This window comes from Desulfovibrio desulfuricans, assembly GCF_024460775.1.
In the GTDB taxonomy this organism is placed as follows: domain Bacteria; phylum Desulfobacterota; class Desulfovibrionia; order Desulfovibrionales; family Desulfovibrionaceae; genus Desulfovibrio; species Desulfovibrio desulfuricans_E.
This window is the reverse complement of the sequence record NZ_JANFYZ010000005.1, coordinates 1-18,408: the sequence shown is the minus strand read 5'-3', so window position 1 is coordinate 18,408 and position 18,408 is coordinate 1. Positions and strand designations below refer to the sequence as shown.

Sequence of the window (18,408 nt, the reverse complement as noted above, 5' to 3'; positions counted from 1 at the left end):
TCAGGATGATACAAATGATCGGCTTTCTCCTTGGCGGGGAAAGCCGATCATGTTTTTTGGGGGGGCAAATTATCTATGCCCGGAAATGAAAGCCACCTCAGCGCATGAGGAGCAGTATTGATTAGGTTTATTGCGAATGCAATGGCTGCCTATTTGTAAAAACAGCCTTGTTATTGCCAGGCTATTTTAGCCCGTTACGAAAAAATGAAATTGCTTACTTCAATGCAAGACCATCACGGTATGCATCACCAACTTTATCTCCAATTGAAAGATATATTTTATTCATCCAATCAAAAGCAAGGGGATGGAATTTTTCAAATGATACTTTTCCACCTTCTCCAAGAATTCGTTCATCAAGGCTAATGTTTACAATCTCTCCAACAAGCCTCCAATTTTTTTCATCATAATTTTTTAGTCTGCATTCAACGGAAAATGGCAGTTCATTAATGATAGGGGCATCAACGAATTCAGATTTTGTCGTGTGGAATCCAGATTTATCAAATTTATCTTCGACCTTATTCCCTGTTGCTATCCCAAGATAATCACAGGCTATTTTATTTTCTACATCCGCCATGCTGACAACAAAAGAGCCTCTGGTAAGAATTCCCTTTAATGTATGGCGCTGTGATGCAACTGTTATGGAAATCTCTGTCTCATTACTGATACCACCCCAAACCGCTAGCATGGCACAAGGCTTCTTATTTTCATCATACGATGAAAGTATTAGCACTGGCATTGGCATAACATATGGTTTGGCCCCAATATTTATTCTTGGCATAATCTATTCTTCCTTCGTAATTTTCGACTTGTCACTCTGGAAATAGCTTGATTCCAGCAAACACCTTACGCAGGCGATGTTCGTCAAACAGCAGATATTCGGCAGCGGTAAACCCGGTTCATCGGAGGCATTTGCGATGCACTTCAGCACGTCAGAGAGTTTATCTTAGTCATCCTGCCCCCTCAACCAGTATTAGCGCTTGGGCAGGGCCGAGCTCAGGAGAAGTCCCCAGCAAGAGAATGCGTCCTGGCATTTGATGTAGGGCTGTTTTTAACATGGTGGCGTTACCCCAACAAAAAAAGCCCTCGCGGTTTTCACCGTGAGGGCTAAATTCTGTGGAGCCAGCTAAGAGACTTGAACTCTTGACCTGCTGATTACGAATCAGCTGCTCTACCAACTGAGCTAAGCTGGCAACCGACATGAAGTGCCAAAAAACAGGGCCGTTGTCAAGCGGATAGGTCTGCTCGGCTTACGCGCATTCCACCACGAGGGGGATGACGTGCAGCTCGCGGTTCACTTCTTCCGTGTGCCCCAGCTTCCACTTGGTGGATTCCGCAGGCCAGCCGAGGTGGGAGGCAACATCGCGCGCAACGCCAGCCACATTCAGGATGGGGTGCCGCTGAAAAACCTGGGGCAGTCCATAGGTCAGGTTGCAGGCAAGGCACTTGCCGGGGCGCTGGCGCAGTTCAAAAGCCAGCTTGGCCTTTTGCGGCTCAACGCTGCGGCAAACCAGGCCGATGTCGTAAGCGCCTTCTTCCGCGCCGCCAAAGAGCGCGTCAAAAAATTCATCTGCACGGCCAGCGGGAAAAATCTTGTCCAAAAAGGTCTGATCCAGGTTCTGCATGGTCATAAACATCCTCTGTCATTACATGAGCGGTGTTTGTATTCAAATGGCCGTCAGGCCACAAGCGCGCGTAGCATCTCGCGCCCAAGGCGGATATCATCGCCATCAAGGCGCGAAAGCGAAAAATATGGCATCAGCTCCGCAGGGCTGGCGGCATTGCCGCCGGGATTGCACCCGGCAAGCGCGCCGAGCAATCCGGTTATTCTGCGCGGGTCTGCGCCCATTTGCCGCAGGTTGCGCAGCGCGAGGCTCTGGTGCCTTTTGGCAAGGCGTTCCCCCTCGTCATCCAGAAGCAGCGGCACATGCGCATAAGCGGGAGCACCATAGCCCAGGAGCTTGAGAAGAGCAATCTGCCTCGGCGTTGAAATGAGGATGTCGCGCCCGCGCACCACCTGATTTATGCCCATGAGCGCATCGTCCACGGCCACGGCAAGCTGATAGGCCACAACGCCGTCAGAGCGGCGCAAGGCAAAGTCGCCCCCGCAGTCTGCCAGCGTGTACGATTGCGGCCCAAATACCGTATCGGTGAAATTGACTGGCCCGTCCGGGCAGCGCAAACGCAGGCAGGGGCGGCGGCCTGACTCCAGCAGGGCTTGCCGCTGCGCCTGATTCAGGCTGCGGCATGTGCCAGGGTAGGGCGCTCCAGCATCATCAACATGCGGCGCACCTGCCATGCTGCGCAATTCCTTGCGCGTGCAAAAGCACGGATACGTCAGCCCAGCGCTTTCAAGCTGCGCAATGGCCGCCGTATAATACTGGCCCCTGCGGCTTTGCTCAAACGGCCCTATGCATCCGCCAGCCGGTTCCGGCTTGTCCGGGCCATAATCCCAATCCAGGCCAAGCCAGGTCAGGTCTTCAATGAGGGCTGCGGTGTATTCGGGGCGTGAGCGCTGCGGATCAATATCTTCAATGCGCAGTACCACCTCGCCAGAGCTGGCCCGGGCGGCTAGCCATGCAAGCAAAAAGGCCCAGGCGTTGCCAAGGTGGATATAGCCGGTAGGGCTGGGAGCCAGCCTGCCGCGAATAACAGGCGCGGCGTGCATAAAACTATTTTTTGTTCCAGGGCATAGCCGAAAGCAGTATGCCCAGACCGCAAAAGCCTGTCACGCCTGCAAACACAAGCCCCGCGCCCACAAAGGCCGAAAGCCACAGTATTGAGGGCCACGCCAGGGAGCCGAGCACTCCAGCCAGCACCAGGCCGCCAGCGCCAATCTGAATCTGGCGAAAAATGGGCAGCGTCTGTTTGGAGGTTTCCACCGGAAGCCCCTGTTTGGCCCAGGCGCTGACGCCGCCTTCCATCTGCCATGCGGGGCCTGCCGCAAGCTTTTGCAGCAGGTCGCTGTTCTTGGTGGTGCGGTTGCCGGAATTGCAGGTAAATATGATGGGGAGTTCAGCGGTGGCGGGGCGCAGATCCATCCACGAAATAACCGAAAGGGGGGCCGCTTCGGCACCGGGAACGCGCAAGGCGGCGAGTTCGTCCGCCTCGCGCACGTCAACAAGGCGAGCCTTGTTATCCTGCAGCATTTTCAGTGTCTCTGCAGGAGAAATATTGGGAAGCATCGACTATGTCCTATGAATTCTTATCCCGGTTTTTGGCGGGAGTTTTTTTGCTTTTGCCATCGTCAGACTTGGAAGAAGCCACCTTGCCGTCACTCTTGTCCTTTTTGCCGGATTCAGACTTGGCAGATTCGTGCTTGGTAGATTCGCCCTTGGAGGCGCTGGACTTGGAAGAGCCAGACTTGCTGTCGCTCTTGGCGGCTTCCGGCTTATGGCTTTCAGTCTTGCGCGCTTCAGCCTTGGGGGCGTCAGATTTGCGGGCCTCGCTCTTGCGCTCGAACTTTTCAGCTTCAGCCTTTGAAGAACCGGATTTGGACGAAGAGGCGCTGCTCTTTTTGTCTGACTTGTCTTCCTTTACTGATGCCTTGCTTGAAGACCTGGAGGACGACTTGTCAGCTTTTTCCACCTCGATTTTGCGGGTGGAGTGCTTCTTGTCCAGACTGGCCACTTCCACAAACTGGTCGCGTGATTTGGACGGATTTTTGTCTCTGGAGCGGTCTTTGTCTTTTTCCTTGCCGCGATCCTTGCTGCCCTTTCTGTGGTCGTCGTTGCTGGCAACGCTGGAGCGGGAGGAAGGCTTGTGGCTGCGATAAATATCGCGCACGGCCTTTTCTTCCGCGTAGTCGTTCAGGCGGGTCTGGGCTTCGGCCACGAGATTTTCGGTGCCGTCCATCTTGACGCGCCGGGCGCCGAGGAATGTGCCTTTGAAATAGGGGTCGTCCAGAGAATTGACGCGCACGGTGGTGCGGCGGTGGGGGCTGTGGATGAACTTGCCGTCGCCCACATAGATGCCGGTGTGATAGCCCCGGCGGGGGTGGCGGAAGGCGACAATATCGCCAACCTGCATATCTTCCACATTATTGATGCGCTTACCCACAACTGATTGTTCACGAGCGGTGCGCGGCAGGCTCACGCCAACGCTTTTGTATGCCCAGCAGACAAATCCCGAGCAGTCAAACCCGCCCGGCGACATGCCGCCGGGAACATATGGGGTGCCGATGGCAGACCGTGCCTTGCGCAAAAGCTGCTGACTGCCCTGCTGCTCGTTGTTGTCAAAAGCAGCTTCATACGAACGGCGAAAACGCTGTTCCGCTTGTGTGCTGTAGTCATCACGCTGGTTGTTTTTTACTGCGCAGCCAAAGGTCATGGCGCAAGCCAGAGTCAGCGCACACAGTTTCAGGCATCTACCCATCGGCACTCCGTGTGGGTTGCGCCGCAGCACAAGGCAACGGCGGGTCACGCAAAAAAAACGGGAATAACCCCGTTTGTCTGTAGTTGGTCAAGCCTTGATGTCTAAAAGCGTACCCAGCATGGAATCACTGGTGCGCACTACTTGCGCGTTTGCCTCATAGGCGTGCTGGGTGGAGATCATCTGAGTGAATTCCCGCGCAAGATCCGTACCGCTGGGTGCGGATGCTTCCAGGGGAATACCGGAAGTGACATCAAGAACGGCGTTGGCGGCGTTCCAGTTCGAGCTGGGTCCGACTTTTGATCCCGCGTCTTTCATCGCGGCTTCAAAACTGACGCCCTGATCGTTGGCGTTGCTGGAGTAGACGGCACGGCGCGGCTCAAAACCAGCCGTACTGACGTTGGCTACATTATGCGCTGTAACAGCCGTGCCCCACGAAAAGGCATTCAAGGCTGATGCGCCGATCTGTAGGCTACTGCTACTCATCATTCACACCTTACGGCTTAACTAGCACAAGTATTACCCGAATACAAAAACTTTTTTTTTGCCCGGTTGGCGGGTAATTGCGGTTTTTTGCAATCAAGGGGCGAGGCAGGTTTTCAGAGTATTATCGCCTACTCAGAGCATGCTGCCGCAAGGCGCCAGTGTAATCAGCGTCAGCAAGGCATGTCAGCGAACAGAGAGATCGCGCTCAATGCGGGCAAAGGCATTGTGGTTGTGGATGGATTCCATGCTCTCCACCTCTACGCTGAACCACTCCACCTGCCCGTGGGCCGTAAGCTTTTGCGCCACGTTGCGCACCACGTCTTCCACAAAGGTGGGGCGGGCAAAGGAACTCTCGGTGACGAATTTTTCATCTTCGCGCTTGAGCAGGGTGTAGACGGCGGAAGATCCCGATTCTTCGGCGATGTCGATGAAATCCTCTAGCCACGAAAAAGCCCGCATGCGCAAACGCATACGCACCATGGCCCGCTGGCTGTGCGCGCCCTCGCGGCTGATGGCCTTGGAGCAGGGGCAGACAGTCATGACCGGGACTTCGGTTTCAAGAATAAACGACTGGCCTTTGTCGTCCAGCTCGCCTGTCAGGCGGCATTCGTAGGCAACCGTGGCCGGGCTGCCCGAGGCAGGGGCCTTTTTGACAATAAAATAAGGAAAGCAGAACCGGGCATACGCCCGCTGCGCGCCAAGCCGTTCCTTGATATTGACCAGCAGCCGCCTCACGGACTGATAGCTGATCTCGTCGTTCCATTGCTCCAGAGCCTCAACAAAGCGGCTCATGTGGGTACCTTTGAAGGATGAAGGCAAGTCCACCCCAAGGTCTACGGTAGCCACGGTCTGTTGCGTCCCCTGGCAGCGGTCGCGCACCAGCAGGGGCAGCTTCAGCTCGCGAACACCCACGCGGTCAATATTCAGGGCAACCTGCGGGGCGTGGCTCTGTACGTCTTCCATTATGCCAGATCCTGTCCTGTAGTAGTAGCGGTAAAAGTGCCGTGCTTGACGCCGCGGCAGGAGATCAGTTTGTCGGCAAGGGCTCGCAAACGCTTGGGTTCGCCCTTGAGCACCAGCACCTCAAGGCAGTTGTAGTGATCCAGGTGTACGTGAAGCGTGGTGACAATAAGGTCGTGGTCATCGTGCTGGATAGTCATGAGCCGACGGGCCAGATCGTTTTTGTGGTGGTCATACACCAGGGTGAGCGTACCCGCGCCAGAGGCGTCGTTGCTCCAGCGTTCTTCCACCAGCGCCTTGCGGATAAGGTCGCGTATGGCTTCAGAACGGTTGGGATAGCTTTTGCGTTTGCACAGCTGGTCAAAAGGTTCCAGCAGATCTTCATCCAAAGAAACGCCGAAGCGCGCCAGGTTTCCCATGGTATTTCCCGTATGGCCCGTGAGGGCTGATTGCTGTAGTTGAAGAACGCCCCGAACTCAGGCCCGGCGGCTGATTTCCCAAACGTGTACGGTAACGGGCACTGGCTGGGCGTAAAGGGGATCCACTGTTTCGTGATACACCCGTCTACCTTGCCAGCCGCCGTTTTGCAGCGCGTGCAGAAAAGCATCGTACACTGTGCGGCCCGGCTCCGCCACCCATGCCGCGCCATCAGGGGCGAGGGCATGGTCAAGGAAGCGCAGCACCGGAGCCACAAAACGTTTTTCATACATGATATCGCCGCCCCAGATGCGGTGCATGCTCTGCGCCCGCACGGCGGGCCGCCGCCAGTCCATGACTGTCCACAACGGCTGCGGCACTTCGTTGATATCAGCGTTGCGGGCCGCAAAGTGCAGGGCGGCTTCCTCATAATCCATGGCAGTCATTTTTGCGCCGAGCCACTGGCCCACCATGGCGGTGAGGCCCAGGCCGCAGCCTATATCCAGGCAGTGCTGCCCGGCAATGCATTGCCGCTGCTGCGCAAGCCAGCCCGCCAGGGCAACGCTTGAAGGCCAGAGTTCCGTCCAGTAGGGCAGCCGCTCATCATCAAAATCATCGGGCGAGGCCGTCATGGCGTCCCAAAGCTGCTCAAGGTCGGCGGCCCGGCTGAGCCGCCACAGGCGGCCTGCGGCGCGCACTGAAATGTGCGGCGTGTATTCGGTCAGGCCATGCGTTTCAGACTGGGAAAATTCGGAAGTCAGTTCGGTCATTCGACAAGCATAGCGCAACGTGCTGTAGCTGTACAGATATGCAACAGAGGGGCAAGCTTGGGCCGATGTGCCCTGCCGCGTGAAAAAACGCGTCAAAAACAGAATGTAAGTTCGTAAAAGCAGCGCGAATTTTAAAAAGTAAGCACTTGAGAAGCATTTCTTGCGGGTATATAAAGATTGGCCTTACAAAAATGCGTTTTTCGACCGCAAGGGCGGCCATGCGCGAAGCCCCGCAAGGACATTTTCATGGACAAGCACAGCGAATACCTGAACCGTATCCTTTTGAGCCGCGTGTACGACGTGGCGGTAGAAACCCCCCTGGACGAGGCGGTCAGTCTTTCGCGCCGCACCGGCAATAATATTTTGCTCAAGCGCGAAGACCTCCAGCCTGTTTTTTCCTTCAAGATCAGAGGCGCCTACAACAAGATGGCGCACCTTACCAAGGAAGAACTGCGCAGGGGCATTATTACCGCCTCGGCTGGCAATCATGCTCAGGGGGTTGCCCTTGGCGCGCGCAAGCTGGGGTGCGAAGCTACCATCGTCATGCCCGTGACCACGCCCGCCATCAAGGTCGAGGCTGTGAAGCGGCTGGGTGGTCAGGTTGTGCTTTCCGGCGAATCCTTCAGCGATGCATGGCAGCATACGCTTGATCTCATTCAGGAAACAGGCTGCGTGTACATCCCCCCCTTTGACGACCCGGATGTCATCGCAGGGCAGGGCACCATTGCCATGGAAATTCTGCGCCAGCATCCAGGCGATATCCATGCCGTGTTTGTCCCCATTGGCGGGGGCGGCATGGCGGCGGGCGTTGCCGCCTATATCAAGAACCTGCGGCCTGAAATCCGCGTCATCGGCGTGGAGCCTGTGGATTCTGACGCCATGCGGCGTTCCGTCATGGCCGGGCAGCGCGTGGAACTGCACGATGTTGGTCTGTTTGCCGACGGCGTGGCCGTCAAGCTGGTGGGTGAAGAAACGTTTGTTCTCTGCCGCGACCTGCTTGACGACATCATCACCGTTGAGACGGACGCCATCTGCGGCGCTATCAAGGATATTTTTGAAGATACCCGCGTGGTGGCCGAGCCTGCGGGCGCGCTCGCTCTGGCTGGCCTGCGGGCCTATGCCAAGGCGGGAGATCTGCATGATGCCACCCTGGTAGCCATTGTGAGCGGCGCAAACATGAACTTTGACCGCCTGAGCCACGTGGTTGACCGTGCAGAAATAGGCGCCCAGCGCGAAGCCTTGCTGGCAGTGACCATCCCCGAAACCGTGGGCAGCTTCCGGCAGTTGTGCGCCTCTTTTGGCAGCCGCAACATCACGGAACTCTGCACCCGGTACTCCGACCCGGTAAAGGCCAGGGTGCTGGTGGGCATCAAGATCAACGGGCGCGATGATGTGGCCCAGGTGCTGAAAGAACTGCGCGGCAAGGGCTTTGAGGCCATTGACCTCACGGATAACGAACTGGCCAAGGTGCATGTGCGGCATCTGGTGGGCGGCAACGCGCCTCAGATTCTGCACGAGCGTTTGTTGCGCTTTACCTTCCCCGAACGTCCCGGCGCGCTGCTCGACTTTATGGACGCCATGCGCGTGGATTTCAGCATTTCGTTGTTCCAGTACCGTTATCACGGCGCGGATTTTGGCCGCGTGCTTGTGGGATTTGAAGCGCCCGATGAGAAGAAGGAAGCCTTTGAGGATTTTCTCAAGCGTGTTGAAGCCATGGGCTATCCGCATGTGGAAGAATCCAACAACGATGCCTACAAGATGTTTCTGGGCTGGCACGAATAAGCCCGCCTGAAGCTGAACAATGTAAAACACCGGCTGCCTGCAAAGGACAGCCGGTGTTTTACATTACGGCCTCTTGTTCAAAAGCCGTGTCAACTATGTGCGGATACTGCTTACTGGCCGAGCAGCTTGCGCGTTTCGGGGGTGAGGCCCTTGAGGCTGGCAAAAACAGCTTCGGCCCCCCGCTGATCAGGATCCTGAACAATGGCAATAATGACCTTGTCCGCAGTGGCGTTGACCTTGGTCACGCCGGGGGCGGGAAAGGCCTGGCTGCGCAGTTCGCCGTTGAACGTCCAGAACGGCCCCTGGGGGCGGGGCTGGGAAGCGTTGGCCTGAAGGGGGGCCAGCTTGTTGGCAAGGGAGGCGCTGTCGTCATTCTGAGTATTGGGCAGAACAAAAATGCTGATGAGTGCGGCGTAGTCGTCTTTCTTTTCGTTGGAAAGGCCCAGAATCAGCATGCATTCATCGGGGTTGCCCGATTTGAAGCCCATTTTTTCCTCGCCGTCCCAGCCCTGGGGCAGGTCGGCACTGAAAAGCGTAAACGAGCGCGGTTCAGCCTGGGCTGTGACCGTCAGGCAGAGCATGAGAAGGGACAGAAAAAACAAAGTCCGCATGGGAACCTCCGGGTTGCGGAAAAATCGAATCCGTATGTGCAGTTGGGTATACGCGCTGCCCGAGTGCGGGGCAAGCATCAGCGCCCGAGCGCCAAAAGGAACGGAAAGCTCGCGCCCAGCACAAGCAGCAGAAGCCCAAGAATATTGAGCCAGTAAAATTTGCGGGGCGCGCGCAGAACAAACAGGGCAACCCAGCAGGCAATGGCGAGGGTCATGGGCACAAGGCCCATTGCCTGTTCCGCCAAGCCTTGCGGCAAGGGGCCCTGACGCAGGGAAAATCCGATCACAAGCCCCCAGCGGTCAATGCAGCGGGGGATAAAGCCCACCATGGCCCACAGCGCGCACCAGCGGGCAGCGCGCTGTTCGTCCGCCAGCGTGAATGCGGCTCCACTGTTGCGGGCCACAAGGGAAAGGATGATCAGCGCAACGCTGCCCGCTGGGGCCAATGCGGTAAAGTAGTCGTGCAGGGTTTTGGGAAGCACGGCCAGAGCCACATCCTCCATACTCAGCCCTTGCGGCAGGCCGGAAAAGGGCCAGTTGGGCAGAACCTGCGCGGCAAAAAAGCAGAGGGCCGCCAGCAGCGCAAGGCCAACGCGCAGGCCGATCTGCCCTGGCTGCCAGTAATCCTGCGCAGCTTGCGGCACGGGGGCCGCGCGGTCGGCGGCAAGATACAGCAGCAGGCAGATTATGCCAGCCAGCCATGCGGCAACCGCCGTTGTGTAGGGCAGCATGGCGGGCATCCACAATGATACGCCTTCAAACATGTGTTCCGTGCTGCGTATGCTTGCCAGCAGGGCAAGAACACTGCCAGCGGCCAGCAGCGGGCCAAGAACAGCCAGCCCCGCGGCGCAGCGGGCGAGGGTGCGCGCGCCATAGGCGCAGAGCCTGGCCTGGCCCCGTCTGCCGGTGGCCAGGGTGAGAGCGATAATAATGGGCATGGCCGAAGCGGCGCTTGCGCCCAGGGTCAGAACAGCGGCAATCCATTGCCAGCAGAAAAGCCAAGAAGGAATAGTTTGCATACCCAGCCTTGTATCCCGAGGCCGTGTCAGCCGCAAGCGAAAGACCTCTCTTGCTCCTGGGCGGCCCTTGCCCTATAGTTCACGCCACTCTGCAATCACACTGGGCGGTCATTGCGCACCGCAGCATGGGGTTTTTATGTCGTTTTTTGCTGTTCTGCTCCTGGCCGTTGCCCTTTCCATGGATGCATTTGCCGTTGCCCTGGCTTCTGGCTGCGCCCTGCGCGTGCCGCAGGCGCGCCATTACTTCCGGCTTTCTGCGGCATTCGGCTTTTTTCAGTTCGCCATGCCGGTGGTGGGGTGGTATCTGGGCATTACCGTGCGTTCTTATATGGAAGCTTGGGATCACTGGATCGCCTTTGCCCTGCTGGCCTGGATAGGCGGCAAGATGGTGCTTTCGGGGTTTTCGGCGCTACGGGCGAGTTCCTCCTGTCCGCGTCCTTCGGTGGATCCCACCGCGGGGCGTAACCTGCTGGTGCTGAGCGTTGCCACAAGCATCGATGCCCTGGCCGTGGGTCTTTCTTTTGCCATTCTGGGAACTTCTGTCTGGAGCCCGGCCCTGATGATCGGTCTGGTCTGCGCGGTTATTACCGCTGTGGGCGTGTATCTGGGCAAGGCGCTGGCCAATCTCTGCGCGGTCAACGGATGGGCTGAGCTGCTGGGCGGGTTGACCCTGCTGGCTATTGCCTGCAACACGTTGCGCGAGCATAATGTTTTTGGTTAATCACCAGTAACTGCCGTTTGACCGGCAAAACCGCAGGAGTTTTCATGGCTACCGTCAGCGCAAAATATCTTGGGGATCTGCGCGTGGAGTGCGTCCACAACCAGAGCGGCACAAAGATCATCACAGACGCTCCTTCTGACAATCAGGGGCTGGGTGCGGCTTTTTCACCTACCGACCTGTGCGCCACAGCCCTTGGGGCCTGCGCCATGACCATTATCGGCATTTATGCAAAGACGCATGGCGTGGACGTGACCGGCACAGAGATGGAGATCAACAAAACCATGAGCGCCGACCCGCGCCGCATCGGCAAGATTGAAGTGACCTTCAAAATGCCCGACCGCGAATATTCCGCCAAGGAAAAGACGGTAATTGAGCGCTGCACTCAAAGCTGCCCAGTGCACCACACCCTGCACCCCGATGTGGAGCAGGTGTTTACCTTTATATGGAAGAACTGAAATCGGCGTGCGGGAGTGCTGAAAGGCGCGCCTTGAATCTGCCTGGTGCGCGTTATCAGCACTCCTGCATGGTGCTTACGGCATAACAGGATATCGCATGACTTCTCCTCCATTGGTTTCAGTAATAATCCCCAGCTATAATTACGCCGGTTTTCTTCCTCACGCTGTTTCCAGCGTGCTGCAGCAGCGTTGTCCGCAGGTGGAAGTGGAGGTGATTGTGGTGGATGATGGCTCGACGGACAACACCGCTGAGGTTGCCCGTTTGTTTGGGCCGGACGTGCACTATATTTATCAGGAAAATCAGGGGCTTTCCGCAGCGAGAAATGCTGGATTGCGTGCGGCGCACGGTGATTTCATCGCCTTTCTTGACGCGGATGACCTTCATGCAAAGGAATTGCTGGCGAGCCAACTGAAAGTTTTTACCGCGCAGCCTGAACTTGATATTGTCATTTGTCGCTGTCTGGATTTTTCAGAAGGCGCAAATAGACAGGTCGATGGGTTGTGGTCGCTGGTCAACAGCCACTGGGATGTGCATGCATGCAATGCCAATCTTGCTCCCGTGCATTGCTATATGGTGCGGACAGATATTGTGCGCCGTGTCGGCTACTTTGATCAGGGCCTCAGATCCTGCGAAGATCAGGATTACTGGTTGCGATGCTACGGCCTGGGGGCCAAAGTGGGCATAAATACAGATGGGGTGGTGTTTTACCGCAAGCACGGCGGCGGTATGACGGAAAATCGCGCCCGGATGTATCACCATGACTCGCTTATGCACGAAAAGGTGGGCCGTATGCTGGCCGAGCTGCCGGAGTTTCCCTTGCAGGCCAAGTGTGCAGGCTGGCTGGCCCATGCCGCTGGCTGCCTTGTTTCTGCCGGGTATCTCTGCGAGCTTGATCCTGAGCGCTCACGGGTCATGCAGGATTTTTTTACAAAGGCAGTGCTCGCAGCCGCGCCGCTGTTCAGCCACAGTGTGCCGCGCAATGATACGGGCAATCTGCGCTATGTTCAGGATTATTACGGGGGGCGGTGTTTGCGCCTCGCCTCATGGTCTGGCTTGCAACTGACGCCCACAGCCGCCAAGGCCCTAATGGTGCTCAAACGCATGTTTCCCCGTATGGCCGATCTCTCGTCAGATGCGCTGAATGCGCGCCTGCGCAGCACCTATGCCAGACTTTGCGTGATTGGCCTGCCATCGCAGGTGGGCACGGGGTAAACGCCCGAGCAGCGTCGCACAGCGCAGACCACCTCTGCGGTCTTGCTGTTTGGCCCGCAAGAGGCTATTGGTCTGCCTGCACAGTTTCCCGCCATATGTGGCGAACGAAGGAGATATTCATGCCGAAGAACGCGGCTTTGATTCTTGCAGCGGGCAAGGGAACCCGCATGCACTCGGACAGGCCCAAGGTGCTGCAAACGCTGCTGGGCGAGCCAATGCTTGCCTGCGTCATTGAGGCTCTGCGCCCTGTTTTTGCGGAAGACGTCTGGATTGTGGCCGGGCATCGCGCCGAAATGGTGCAGGCCGCCTTTCCTGATGCCCGCTTTGTGTTGCAGGAACAACAGCTTGGCACAGGCCATGCCCTTATTCAGGCTCTGCCCGCACTGACAGAAGCCGGTTGCACCCATTTGCTGGTGGTCAACGGCGATGCGCCCCTGCTTTCGGAATCTCTGGTTCGTTCTTTTCTTGCCGAGGCCGTTGGGGCCGATCTGGCTTTTGCCACCATTGAGCTGGACAACCCCGGCGCGTATGGCCGGGTGGTGCGCCAGCAGGGCAAGGTCAAGGCCATTGTGGAAGCCAAGGATTATGATTCCTCGCTCTACGGGCCGCCTTCCAACGAGGTTAACGCGGGCATGTACTATTGCAGCCTTGCTGCGGTGCAAAGCCTTTTGCCTCACCTGAACAACAGCAACAAGAGCGGCGAATACTACATTACAGACCTCATCGGCCTTGCCGTCGCGGAAAAATACGAAGTTCTCGGTATCCAGTGCGGCCGCGATGATTCGCTCATGGGCGTGAATTCGCCAGTTGAGCTTTCCCGTATGGAAGAAACCCTGCGCGCCCGTATTGTTGATGATCTGCTTGCTTCGGGTGTTATCGTGCATGCGCCGGGCTCGGTGCGTGTTGGCCCCCTGGCACAGATTGAACCCGGAGTGGAACTGACTGGCCCGTGCGAAGTTTATGGACGCACCAGCATCAGCCGTGGGGCCAGCGTTGCCTCGCACTGCGTGGTGCGCGACTGCGTAATCTCCAATAATGCAGAGATCCGTTCCTTCTCCCATCTGGAAAAGGCCCGCGTGGGCGCAACTGCATTGGTGGGGCCCTTTGCCCGCCTGCGGCCCGGCGCTGTGCTTGAAGAACAGTCGCATGTGGGCAATTTTGTCGAGCTTAAAAAAACCCACCTTGGCAAAGGCGCCAAGGCCAACCACCTTACCTATCTTGGTGATGCCGAAATAGGCGAGGGCACCAACATCGGCGCGGGCACAATCACCTGCAATTACGATGGAAAGCACAAGTTCCAGACCAAAATCGGGCGCTATGCCTTTATTGGCAGCAATACCGCCCTGGTTGCGCCTGTGAACGTGGGCGACGATGCCCTTGTGGGCGCAGGCTCGGTCATTACCCGCGACGTGCCCAACGGCGAGCTTGCCATTGCCCGCGAAAAGCAGAAAAATCTGCCCCGCAGGAATAAATAAACGGCCCTGGCGGCCTGTGCCGCAAGGGTTTTGTCTTTTTGCAGCCCGCGCCGGCACAGCCCGGCGCGGGTATTTTTTCGCCCGAGCGTATCCATTCTTGCCAAGGTCATGCCGCGGTGTTATCTACAAATCATGGAACTTTTGGAGCAGCTTGAATCGCAGGTTGAGGCGCTTTTGGCCCGACTTGACCGCCTCAAGGCGGAAAACGCGAAAATCAGTGCGGAGTCTGCCGATGTGGCAGCCAGAAATGACGCACTTGATGAAGAAAACCAAAAGCTGCGCGAAGCTCTTGAAAACGAAGAAACGTTGCGTACTGAGGCTCTGAATCGCATTGACGCCTTGCTGCGCAGGATTCAGGAGCACGACAGCGTCGAGTAGGTTTTTGTGAACCAGGATACTATCAACCTCACCGTTCTTGGGCTGAGCATTGCATTCAAGCCTGGAGCCGACATGCGGCGCGTACAGGAAGCCGTGCGGCTGGTGGAGGAACGGTTCGCAGACCAGAAGCTGAGGTTCCACGGAGGGCAGACCAAGGACATTCTGCTGACTTTTATGGCCCTTGGACTGGCGGATGATTTGCTGCAATCGCAGAAAGAGCAGGCGGACGTGCAGAATCGCGTCTCAACCTTGCTTTCAAAAATAGAGGAGTCCTCTTAGGCTCCTTTGGGCGCTTCCCTGGGACGCGCGTGATTTATGCCTCGGTGCTAACCTGACAAGAATATAAAAGGGAGCCGTCACTGTCTTTGTGTGTGCACGCCCGGCAAGACCGGGAAGCCCGGAAAGGACACACAGGCGCCCGACCTGGTTATCCAGGTTCTGTACCGCAAGCATGACACGGCGCTCCGGGGAACGCGCCTTCTTTTGACGTATCTGGCTGCCATTCTTAGTGGCCGATGCTTTTGCGCAGTTCATTCCAGACCGTTAATCGGTATCCAGCCAGGGTTTCAGCAGCCCCTTTGGGCTCATTTTGCTACGGTGTGCGGCAGTCTTGCCGCTTGCCGGTGTTCGTCGGCCCGCGCCTCTTGGCGCAGGGTCCGTATTGATAAAAGAGAGAGGCTGGATTCATGGATCCATTGTTCATTGCAGCGCTTGTAGCTGCGGCGCTGCTGGGGGTTGCGCTGGGGGTGTTTGCGCACAAGCGTTCTGCCGCAAAACGTGTGGGCGACGCCGAAGATCTGGCGAAGCGCATAGTGGCGGAAGCGCGTAAAGAGGCGCAGGCCCAGAAAAAAGAGATATTGCTTCAGGGCCAGGATGATCTGTTCAATCAAAAGCGGGAACTCGAAAACGAATTCAAGGAACGTGAGCGCGAGGTCAAGGCCCGCGAACGCAAGCTTGAAGAAATGGGCGGTCGCCTTGAGGAAAAGCTTGAAAAAGCAACCACAAGGGAGCACGAACTGCTGACTTCAGAGAAAGAACTGGCCCGCAAGGAGCGCCAGCTTTCTGAATCTGAAATGTTTTTGCAGACCCGTATTGAAGAGCAGGAGCAGCGGCTTTCTGAAATTGCTGGCCTCACTGCCGATGAGGCAAAGGTTCGGCTTTTCAGCGAAATTGAAGCCAAAACCCGGCACGAATCGGCGCGCATGATCCGCCAGATTGAAATGGAAGCGCGCGAAACTGCCGACCGCAAAGCCAAAGAAATCCTCTGTAATGTCATCCAGCGCTACGCGGGCGACTACGTCAACGAGCAGACCGTTACGGCTGTGACCCTTCCGAGTGAAGATATGAAGGGCCGCATCATCGGGCGCGAAGGCCGCAACATCCGCGCGCTTGAAGCTGCCACCGGTGTGGATCTTATTATAGATGATACGCCTGAAACCGTTATTCTTTCAGCTTACAGCCCGCTGCGCCGTCAGGTTGCCAAAATGGCGCTTGAGCGTTTGATCCAGGATGGCCGCATTCATCCTGCCCGCATCGAAGACATTGTGCAGAAGTGTGAGCAGGAACTGGACACCCAGGTGCGCGAAGTGGGCGAACAGGCCACCTTTGATGCAGGAGTTCACGGTATCCATCCGGAAATCGTCCGTTTGCTCGGGCAGTTGCGCTACCGTACCTCGTTTACCCAAAACGTGCTCCAGCACTCTCTTGAAGTTTCGGCCCTGTGCGGCATGATGGCCGCCGAGCTCGGCATGGACGTCAAAAAAGCCAAGCGGGCTGGCCTGTTGCACGACATCGGCAAGGCCGTTGACCACGAGGTGGAAGGCCCGCATGCCCTTATCGGCGCGGACCTCGCCAAAAAGTACAACGAAAGCCAGGAGATCATCCACGCCATTGCAGCCCACCATGAAGATCAGCGCCCCTCAACGGCTCTGGCAGTGCTGGTGCAGGCGGCCGACTCTATCTCCGGCGCGCGCCCCGGCGCACGTAAAGAGCTGCTTGAAAACTACGTGAAACGGCTTGAAGATCTGGAGGGCATTGCCACCAGCTTTGATGGCGTCAGCAAGGCATACGCCATTCAGGCTGGCCGCGAGATTCGCGTGATGGTCAACTCCGACATGGTTGATGACGACACCACGTATATTCTCTGTAAGGATATTGCTGAAAAGATTGAGAAAAACCTTACCTATCCCGGCCAGATCCGCGTGACGGTCATTCGTGAACGCCGGGCAGTGGGGCTGGCCAAGTAGAGCAAAAGCCTTAAACAGGTGCTCAACGCTGGCAAAGCCCGCATGTGCCTGTTTCGCGGCAATGATTTTCAGGCAAATCCTTGCTGGAGCATTTCATGAATGAAATGGTCTGGCCCCTGGGTGCAGCGTATGCAGAACCTTCCCTTTTTTGTGTTAGATCTGGCGGCCAGCTTCATGCTGGCCGCTGCCGCATCTTGCCGGGCGCGCTCTACGGGCGCGCATTTCAGCGGTGCCGCCGTTCTTGCCTGTCTGGCGGGGATGGCCGCGCCGCTCGCTCGTGATGGGCTGCTCGGCTATGGCGCCATTACCCTCAATCAGGGGGAATATTTGGCCGCAAGCGTGTGCGGCGGCATTGCCGGTATCATTATAGGGCAAAGCAGCCGGGCCTGGATGTCCTTCTTTTGGCTGGATGCGCTGGGGCTGGCGCTTGGAGCTGGCGTGGGAACCGTAAAGGGCGTGATGGCCGGGCTTGGCCCCACAGGCAGTATACTGGTTGGTATACTGGGCGGGCTTGTGGGCGGCATTGCGCGAGACCTTTGCCTTGGGGATATGGCCCGTGCGGTTGAAGAAGATATGTACGCTACGGCAGCCGCCTTTGGCGGCATGCTGGCGCTGACCATGATGCTGCTGACGAATCTGGATTCCTGGCAGAGCGCGCTGTGTGGGGCGTTGCTGGTGGTTGTTTTGCGAGGGGTCAAAAAAGTCAAAATTGTCTGAAACGTCGGCGAGTTCGGCAAATGATTGCGAAAAAACGGCACTACGGCTTGACTCTGTGGTGTCGTTTCGCTATTTTTAACTTCCGCTGAGCAAGAAAGCCATGCTTTTTGTGGTTAATTTGCAAAAAGTTGAAATAATGGTTGACTTGCGGAGTGAGGAGGAGCATAACCGCTCTTCGCGACAAGGGAAAACGGTTCACGGAAACGCAAGCGAAAAGAATTTTCGCGGAAACGAAAATAACAGTTGACTCCTGAAGCGAAGGGGAGCATAACCGCTCCTCGCGATTGAAGAAAAACAACTTGGCTTCACGGTGAAACGAAAGTTTCAGGAAATGAAAAAAAAGTGGTTGACTTCGAAAGCGAAGGGGAGCATAAACGCTCCTCGCGCCTTGAGAAAACGACTGACGGTCGCCGCGAAAAACTTTCGCGAAACGAAAAAAAAGTTGTTGACTCGAGAAACGAAAGAGGGCATAAACGTTCCTCGCGCCAAGCGGCAACGAGCCGGGCTGGCGGGCCGAAGAGGCCAAGTGGTTCATTGACAAGTGAATAGCGAGTGGGAAGAAAGTCTTTGAGATTCCGATTTCTGCGAAAGCAGGAGTCTTGTACAGATTTGAACTGGAGAGTTTGATTCTGGCTCAGATTGAACGCTGGCGGCGTGCTTAACACATGCAAGTCGAACGCGAAAGGGGCTTCGGCCCTGAGTAAAGTGGCGCACGGGTGAGTAACGCGTGGATAATCTGCCCTTATGATCGGGATAACAGTTGGAAACGGCTGCTAATACCGGATACGCT

At 56.8% G+C, this 18,408-nt stretch carries 20 protein-coding genes, 1 tRNA gene, 1 rRNA gene and 1 other RNA gene; 11 read left to right on the top strand and 12 right to left on the bottom strand.

The features are described from left to right. Nucleotides 1-214 precede the first annotated feature (214 nt). The 10 genes from NE637_RS07450 to NE637_RS07405 all read right to left on the bottom strand — a co-directional run bounded on the left by NE637_RS07450 (nucleotide 215) and on the right by NE637_RS07405 (nucleotide 7,001). Nucleotides 215-778, bottom strand: a complete 564-nt coding sequence (locus NE637_RS07450) for a flavin reductase family protein (RefSeq protein WP_227119265.1) — start codon at nucleotides 776-778, stop codon at nucleotides 215-217. Nucleotides 779-1,114: 336 nt separating this feature from the next. Then, nucleotides 1,115-1,190, bottom strand: a tRNA-Thr gene (locus NE637_RS07445). 57 nt (nucleotides 1,191-1,247) lie between these two features. Continuing rightward, a complete protein-coding gene (locus tag NE637_RS07440; protein ID WP_306666374.1) occupies nucleotides 1,248-1,628 on the bottom strand; it encodes a hypothetical protein in 381 nt (126 codons plus the stop codon). 47 nt (nucleotides 1,629-1,675) lie between these two features. Then, entirely contained in the window at nucleotides 1,676-2,665 is a 990-nt protein-coding gene (gluQRS, locus tag NE637_RS07435) for a tRNA glutamyl-Q(34) synthetase GluQRS (RefSeq protein WP_227119264.1), read from the bottom strand. 4 nt (nucleotides 2,666-2,669) lie between these two features. Then, complete coding sequence (locus NE637_RS07430; RefSeq protein ID WP_215647367.1) at nucleotides 2,670-3,182, bottom strand: rhodanese family protein; 513 nt, start codon at nucleotides 3,180-3,182, stop codon at nucleotides 2,670-2,672. Between the two features lie 10 nt (nucleotides 3,183-3,192). Further along, nucleotides 3,193-4,371: a C40 family peptidase gene (locus tag NE637_RS07425; protein ID WP_227119263.1), complete on the bottom strand. Its 1,179-nt coding sequence runs from the start codon at nucleotides 4,369-4,371 to the stop codon at nucleotides 3,193-3,195. A gap of 87 nt (nucleotides 4,372-4,458) precedes the next feature. Next, nucleotides 4,459-4,854, bottom strand: coding sequence for a flagellar basal body rod C-terminal domain-containing protein (locus NE637_RS07420; protein WP_022657493.1), 396 nt, complete (start codon nucleotides 4,852-4,854; stop codon nucleotides 4,459-4,461). Between the two features lie 183 nt (nucleotides 4,855-5,037). Beyond that, nucleotides 5,038-5,817, bottom strand: a complete 780-nt coding sequence (folE2, locus tag NE637_RS07415; RefSeq protein WP_192113037.1) for a GTP cyclohydrolase FolE2 — start codon at nucleotides 5,815-5,817, stop codon at nucleotides 5,038-5,040. Continuing rightward, a complete protein-coding gene (gene nikR / locus NE637_RS07410; protein ID WP_022657495.1) occupies nucleotides 5,817-6,233 on the bottom strand; it encodes a nickel-responsive transcriptional regulator NikR in 417 nt (138 codons plus the stop codon). The genes folE2 and nikR overlap by 1 nt, the downstream gene beginning before the upstream one ends. A 57-nt stretch (nucleotides 6,234-6,290) precedes the next feature. Further along, nucleotides 6,291-7,001, bottom strand: a complete 711-nt coding sequence (locus NE637_RS07405; protein WP_215647365.1) for a class I SAM-dependent methyltransferase — start codon at nucleotides 6,999-7,001, stop codon at nucleotides 6,291-6,293. Nucleotides 7,002-7,247: 246 nt separating this feature from the next. Between NE637_RS07405 and ilvA the strand changes: the two genes are divergently transcribed. Beyond that, nucleotides 7,248-8,783 (top strand): threonine ammonia-lyase, biosynthetic, encoded by a 1,536-nt coding sequence (gene ilvA / locus NE637_RS07400; RefSeq protein ID WP_227119262.1) that lies wholly within the window; start codon nucleotides 7,248-7,250, stop codon nucleotides 8,781-8,783. A gap of 110 nt (nucleotides 8,784-8,893) precedes the next feature. Here ilvA and NE637_RS07395 read toward each other — a convergent pair whose 3' ends face one another. Together NE637_RS07395 and NE637_RS07390 are read right to left on the bottom strand one after the other, a co-directional pair. Continuing rightward, complete coding sequence (locus NE637_RS07395) at nucleotides 8,894-9,394, bottom strand: protoporphyrinogen oxidase (protein ID WP_192113040.1); 501 nt, start codon at nucleotides 9,392-9,394, stop codon at nucleotides 8,894-8,896. A gap of 77 nt (nucleotides 9,395-9,471) precedes the next feature. Then, on the bottom strand, nucleotides 9,472-10,413 hold the full coding sequence (locus NE637_RS07390) for a spidroin-2 (protein WP_227119261.1): 942 nt from the start codon (nucleotides 10,411-10,413) through the stop codon (nucleotides 9,472-9,474). Between the two features lie 136 nt (nucleotides 10,414-10,549). Between NE637_RS07390 and NE637_RS07385 the strand changes: the two genes are divergently transcribed. The 10 genes from NE637_RS07385 to NE637_RS07340 all read left to right on the top strand — a co-directional run. After that, nucleotides 10,550-11,134: a manganese efflux pump MntP gene (locus NE637_RS07385; protein ID WP_215647362.1), complete on the top strand. Its 585-nt coding sequence runs from the start codon at nucleotides 10,550-10,552 to the stop codon at nucleotides 11,132-11,134. Between the two features lie 44 nt (nucleotides 11,135-11,178). Next, nucleotides 11,179-11,589, top strand: coding sequence for an OsmC family protein (locus NE637_RS07380; RefSeq protein WP_192113043.1), 411 nt, complete (start codon nucleotides 11,179-11,181; stop codon nucleotides 11,587-11,589). A 97-nt stretch (nucleotides 11,590-11,686) separates the two neighbouring features. Continuing rightward, entirely contained in the window at nucleotides 11,687-12,802 is a 1,116-nt protein-coding gene (locus NE637_RS07375; RefSeq protein WP_227119260.1) for a glycosyltransferase family 2 protein, read from the top strand. Nucleotides 12,803-12,921: 119 nt separating this feature from the next. Beyond that, nucleotides 12,922-14,277, top strand: coding sequence for a bifunctional UDP-N-acetylglucosamine diphosphorylase/glucosamine-1-phosphate N-acetyltransferase GlmU (gene glmU, locus NE637_RS07370; protein ID WP_227119259.1), 1,356 nt, complete (start codon nucleotides 12,922-12,924; stop codon nucleotides 14,275-14,277). Nucleotides 14,278-14,409: 132 nt separating this feature from the next. After that, a complete protein-coding gene (locus NE637_RS07365; RefSeq protein WP_215647360.1) occupies nucleotides 14,410-14,655 on the top strand; it encodes a cell division protein ZapB in 246 nt (81 codons plus the stop codon). 6 nt (nucleotides 14,656-14,661) lie between these two features. Beyond that, the gene (locus NE637_RS07360; protein WP_022657505.1) at nucleotides 14,662-14,934 is read left to right on the top strand and encodes a cell division protein ZapA; all 273 of its coding nucleotides are present in this window, start codon (nucleotides 14,662-14,664) and stop codon (nucleotides 14,932-14,934) included. Between the two features lie 12 nt (nucleotides 14,935-14,946). Then, a non-coding RNA gene (gene ssrS, locus NE637_RS07355) (6S RNA) lies at nucleotides 14,947-15,130 on the top strand. Nucleotides 15,131-15,341: 211 nt separating this feature from the next. Beyond that, entirely contained in the window at nucleotides 15,342-16,901 is a 1,560-nt protein-coding gene (rny, locus tag NE637_RS07350) for a ribonuclease Y (RefSeq protein ID WP_022657506.1), read from the top strand. 129 nt (nucleotides 16,902-17,030) lie between these two features. Further along, nucleotides 17,031-17,618 (top strand): TRIC cation channel family protein, encoded by a 588-nt coding sequence (locus NE637_RS07345; protein WP_227119258.1) that lies wholly within the window; start codon nucleotides 17,031-17,033, stop codon nucleotides 17,616-17,618. A gap of 611 nt (nucleotides 17,619-18,229) precedes the next feature. Next, nucleotides 18,230-18,408 (top strand): 16S ribosomal RNA (locus NE637_RS07340); the annotation flags it as partial.